This is a genomic window from Terrisporobacter sp., assembly GCF_017888745.1.
Classification (GTDB): Bacteria; Bacillota; Clostridia; order Peptostreptococcales; family Peptostreptococcaceae; genus Terrisporobacter.
In genome coordinates this window covers 1-5,246 of sequence record NZ_JAGHFM010000356.1, presented here as the reverse complement: position 1 = coordinate 5,246, position 5,246 = coordinate 1, and the positions used below count along the sequence as shown (strand labels likewise).

The following is a 5,246-nucleotide window of genomic DNA, read 5'->3' as shown; positions in this document are numbered from 1 at the left end:
TAATTAGTATGAAATATTTAATTTTTCAGAAAAATATATAGTTACTATATAGCATATTCGGTATATACTATATAGTAATATAATTTTATTATAGATGAATTTATTATAAAAATCTATTCAATTTCTAACTCTTCTTTCTTTGAATCAATTATCTCATAGTATTTTTTCAAATCTTTTTCAGCTTTAGAAATACGTTGTTCCAAGTTTTCTTCATAAATATCTTCATATAAGAAATGTTCTATTCTAATGGAAGCATCATCTGAGCTTGGTGTTCCTTCCTCATTTCTAGGCTTTTCTAAAATAAAATCTATGGCATAAAAAGATATATTTTTTTTATCTAATATATTTTTTATATTAAGGAGAATTTCGCTAGCCTTCTTTACTGTAATTTCTTCATCTTCAGCATAAAATACAATATGACCTGCTTTTTTACCCATTTCATACATGTCATAATCTTTGTCTAGCTCTAATTTTTTTAAGTCAATTCCATAAATAGGATAAGTAAGTCCATTATTTTTATTAATTTCTAAATTTTCTATGTCCATTATTGCACCAAAATTTATTTCACTTTCATATGGAAAATCATTACTATCAAAGACTTTTTCCATCTTAGAACTATAACTTTCGTTTATTCTATTGAAAGTATTATATCTATCAACTACGTCATTTTCATAAGAGTTATAAGTTATTTTTCCAAGAGATGATATAGATAAATAAAAATGAGTATCTTTACTTGTAGGTGATTTCACTTCACTATCATAAGTTCCAGTTTTAAAATTATAAAAGGCATCTGATATATTTAAATCCATATTAGGATAGTTTTTTTCAATATATTCTTTTGCTGAATTGTTTGAAATAGTTTTAGATATAGGATTACCTAATAATCCATTGGCAAACCACATAACACCTATAATTAATAAAAAAGCAGTTATACCTGCACATATTTTCGTTGATTTTTTCATATTATTTATTCTCCTTTCTAAAGGCAATATAAAGTAAAAATGCAATTAAAACACCAAGAGCACAAAGTCCACTATAAATACTAGCCCACATAGCTGGAGCTGTTATAAATGAAGCTATCTGAGATTTATCAAATAGACCTTCCATGATGTATTTAATAAAATGATATAAATATGCAAAGCTAAATATAGCTATGACCACAAGATATGATTTTTTTCTAAGTGTAAAGTAGCTTAGTGATCCGATTACAGGCATAATCAAAATATTGTAAAACATAAATTCACTTTCTGTAAGCATTACCCCTATAAATGAGCCAATCACAACTAGTGTAAGAGCCATAAGTATAAGTTGATTTTTTATTTTAGAAATAATTTTTTTATCATTTATTTTTTTATTTTCACTGATATTTTCATTTTGGATTGTATTTTCAATTTCCGTTTGGTCAAATAATTCCTTACATTCATCACATTCATGAATATGTGTTATAACAGCTTTATAACTATCTTCGCTGGCTACATTATCCTTAACTAGGGGAATTAAATCCATACAAATATCACATGAGATTTTATTCATAGTTATTAGCCTCCTTTGCTAAAATATTTTTGATTTTCTTTTTAATACGATAATCTATTACTCTTGCCGAGCTTTCAGATATGTTATGTTTTTTTCCTATTTCAAAATAAGAATATCCCTCTATTCTCATAAGAATAATATCCTTTGTTCTAGGTGATTCACTATCAAGTAAAGCAAGTATTTTATTAGACAGTTCTTTTTTTATAATAGAATCATCTAAATCAGATTCACTTAAGAGGTAATTATAAGATAAGTCATCTAAGGAAATAGTAGGCTTTTCTTTTCTTAAATGTTCATACCACTTGTTTCTTGCAATGGAAAATAGCCAAGTTTTAATAGTTGATTGACCCTTAAATTTATGTAATGACTTCAATGCACCTAAAAAAGTTTCAGACACTAAATCTTCTGAAAGAGAAATATCATGTGTTAAACTTACAAGATATTTAAATACATCCTGCTTATATTCTTCGTATATATTTTTTAGTAACATAAATCTCCTTTCATAATATTAGTGATAAAAAAATCTTTTTCGTTACATTATTTTTAAAATATTTTTGTTAAGTAAAATTTACCATAAAAAAGAACCTATTAAAATAGGTCCTTTTACTATAGATGTTTTATTTTATCTTTCATCTAATATGAATTTTTTAATTACATGAGCAACACCATCTTCATCATTAGAAAGAGTAGTATAATCTGCTAAATCTTTTATTTCATCACTAGCATTTCCCATAGCCACTCCAAGGCCAGCATATTCTATCATATGTTTGTCATTTCCAGCATCACCAACACAGATAACTTCTTCTTGTTTTATACCAAGTTCTTTAGCTAAAAGCTCTATACCAGCACCTTTATTAGCTTTTGGATTTAAAAATTCTAAGAAAGAAGGTGTACTTCTTACTATAGTGTATTTTTCAAAATAATTCTTTGGAATTTTCTTTATACATTCATCTATTATTTCTGGATGATCTATCATCATAAATTTAGACATAGCAATATCTTTTGGAACTTCCTCAAGAGTAGTTGAGTTTAAGTGAGCTCCTGTTAAGTAAGATTCAAGAACAGTATAATCACTTATATCTTTATTAAATGTGTAAACAGTTTTAGTATCATAAAAATGACTTCTAGAACCAAGTTCCAAACTTAAATTATATAAATCAACTAAGTCATCATATCCTAGTGTTAAGTGAGATACAGGATTTTTAGTAAAAGTATCTTGAACAAGAGCTCCATTAAATGTTGCAGCATAGTCACCTGATTCTTTAAGATTAAGCTCTTCTAAGAATTTTTCAACACCTTTTAATGGTCTCCCAGTACATAAAACTACCTTAACACCTTTTTTCTTAGCTTCTTGCACAGCATTTTTTACACCTTCTGTTAGTTGATGTGAACTATTAATTAAAGTTCCATCTATATCTAGTGCTATTAATTTGTAATTCATTTTGTTCCTCCCCAAGTTCGAATTTAAAACTATTAATATAATTGTAGTTGATAGATATATTTATAAATGATATATCAACATAAAATTATAAAGGTTATTTTTATAATTAGTCAATACTTATGAATTTATATCATAATTTAAATAAATTTTTTTATATAAATTATATATTGCGAAAAAAGTAGAAAATTGTAATTTTTTATGTAACAAAATCCTAGATAAATAATACTATATACCAAGGGCAATCTTAAAGGTTGTCCAATTAAAAGGAGATGAATTATAATGTATGATATGGATAATAGATATTGTAATGGATGGGATGAAGAAGAAGAATGGAACGATAATTGGGACGATAGAATAGATAGTGAATGTTGTCAAGGATTTGTTAAGGAACAATTTAGTATAAAAGCAACTGCTACATCTGGTGATGGAACAGAGGTTTATAGAAATTCTACTAATCTAACTGTAACTGGAACAGTAATATTAACAAATTTAGGACAAAGAAGCATTATTTTCGTTGTAGATAGTTTACAAAAAATTGTACCTCCAAATGGAATGGCTGCACTTACAGCAACTAATATAGATCATGTAACAATAAGCACTCAACAAGGTACTTCAAGAGCACTACTTCGCTTTGATATCCAAGTTCCATCACCTGCTTTTGAATGCTGTGTATAATCTGATTGTTTTTTATTATGTAGTCGGAAATTTGTGGTAGATATTAAGTGAGAGTCTTAAGTCATCAGACAAAGTAATAGTATAGTATTATTCTAGGCAGAGAATTATTCTCTGCCTTTTATTATTAAAAATATTATGAATCTTAAACTATGATTATTTTAGTATTTAGTATTAATATTGATAAATTTAATTAAAAAATAACTACATCGTAAATTAAATTTGTTAGTAAGCGGTATGATGTTTTGGTATTATACTGCTTTTAACATGTAGACATTGATCTTTGAGCAGTCAAATATTCCAATACTGTTATACATAATTTCAATTTACTGTATTCTTTAACTCAACTGTAAACTTATTGAGATTATATTTTATTTAATTTTCAGCATAAAGTGAACAAAGTTTTACTATATTATTACTAATTATATAATAAAAATATAAAAATGCAGTAAAAATGACATTTTACGACATGGTAAATATATATAATAGAAAAGAGAATATTTATAATTAAGGAGGAGTATAAATGATTTGCAGTAAATGTAGGCAAAGCAATTCTAGTTATAATAATTACTGTTCAAATGATGGTGAAAATTTAGATAGCATGCCTAGAAAATCAACACTACAAAAAAGTCAAAATAGATACTGTTTAGAGTGTGGGTGTGAGGTAAGGGAAAATAGTAATTATTGTATGAACTGTGGAGAAATGATTGATGCAGTAAGTCAAAAAAGTGAGTCATTTGCAAATAGTAAAATTAATGATTTTGGAACTAGATTTGATTCACCAAAAGGTTTTGAATTTAAATTACCAAAGATTAATTTATCAAATTTTTCTAATGTGGATAAAAAAGGAATAGTGCAAAGTACTATTTTAACACTAATTTTAAGTAGTATAGTAATAGCTATAATTAATACTTTATTATATCAAGATTTAGGAATTGCCAATCAAATGCAATTTGGTGATACTGGCATATCTAAATTCAAGTTATTTATGTCAAGTCTAGCAGCGATGAACGTGCCTAATGTGAAAATAGTCTTAAAAGCATCCTTTGTGAGTATATTTAATATATCATTTGTAGCAAGAACAATAATATATCCTTTAATAGTAGGATTATTTATGTATATATCATCACGTATAGCATTAAAAAAAGAAAATTTAGAAGGCAAAGTTTTAGAAAATTCTATATCATGTGCTATTTTATATTCTATTATAATGGTTATTGTAGGATTTATCGGAAATTATAATTTAGATATAGAAGAAGGCGCTTATATAATAATTAGTATGAATTCATTTACTCTGTTTATAAATTCATTTATCATATCTTTTATTGGAACATATTTAGGAATTTCAAGAGGAGAAAATGATATTATTGTAGTAAGATTTTTTAAGAAATCACTAATTAATATATTAATAGGTATAGGAATAATTGCTATAATTGTGGGGGTTTTAGTGGCAGTTGAACTTGATAAAAATACATACTTAAGTGAAGTTATGAGGTATTATTCTTTTAGTAGTAAAATGATGCTAACAATAGTATCTATAGTAGGCCTTATTATATTAAGTTGCTGGTTGTTTACAATTTCAAACTTTGTAGGAATTAGT

General features: G+C 26.0%; 6 protein-coding genes. 2 read left to right on the top strand and 4 right to left on the bottom strand.

All coding sequences use genetic code 11. From position 1 onward, the window contains the following. Positions 1–113 precede the first annotated feature (113 nt). From J7G74_RS15545 to yidA, 4 genes are all read right to left on the bottom strand, one after another. Positions 114–962: a YfjL-like protein gene (locus J7G74_RS15545; RefSeq protein ID WP_297136998.1), complete on the bottom strand. Its 849-nt coding sequence runs from the start codon at positions 960–962 to the stop codon at positions 114–116. Position 963: 1 nt separating this feature from the next. Continuing rightward, positions 964–1,533 (bottom strand): zf-HC2 domain-containing protein, encoded by a 570-nt coding sequence (locus J7G74_RS15540; protein ID WP_297136996.1) that lies wholly within the window; start codon positions 1,531–1,533, stop codon positions 964–966. Beyond that, the gene (locus J7G74_RS15535; RefSeq protein ID WP_297136995.1) at positions 1,526–2,023 is read right to left on the bottom strand and encodes an RNA polymerase sigma factor; all 498 of its coding nucleotides are present in this window, start codon (positions 2,021–2,023) and stop codon (positions 1,526–1,528) included. The genes J7G74_RS15540 and J7G74_RS15535 overlap by 8 nt, the downstream gene beginning before the upstream one ends. Before the next feature lie 132 nt (positions 2,024–2,155). Continuing rightward, positions 2,156–2,974, bottom strand: a complete 819-nt coding sequence (gene yidA / locus J7G74_RS15530) for a sugar-phosphatase (RefSeq protein WP_297136993.1) — start codon at positions 2,972–2,974, stop codon at positions 2,156–2,158. A gap of 279 nt (positions 2,975–3,253) precedes the next feature. On the opposite strand from yidA, the gene J7G74_RS15525 reads away from it, so the two are divergent. Continuing rightward, positions 3,254–3,649 carry an S-Ena type endospore appendage gene (locus J7G74_RS15525; RefSeq protein ID WP_297136990.1) on the top strand — a complete coding sequence of 132 codons (396 nt, stop codon included), beginning with the start codon at positions 3,254–3,256 and terminating at the stop codon, positions 3,647–3,649. A 520-nt stretch (positions 3,650–4,169) separates the two neighbouring features. After that, positions 4,170–5,246 (top strand): zinc ribbon domain-containing protein (locus J7G74_RS15520; protein WP_297136988.1); only part of this gene is annotated, 1,077 nt, incomplete at its 3' end.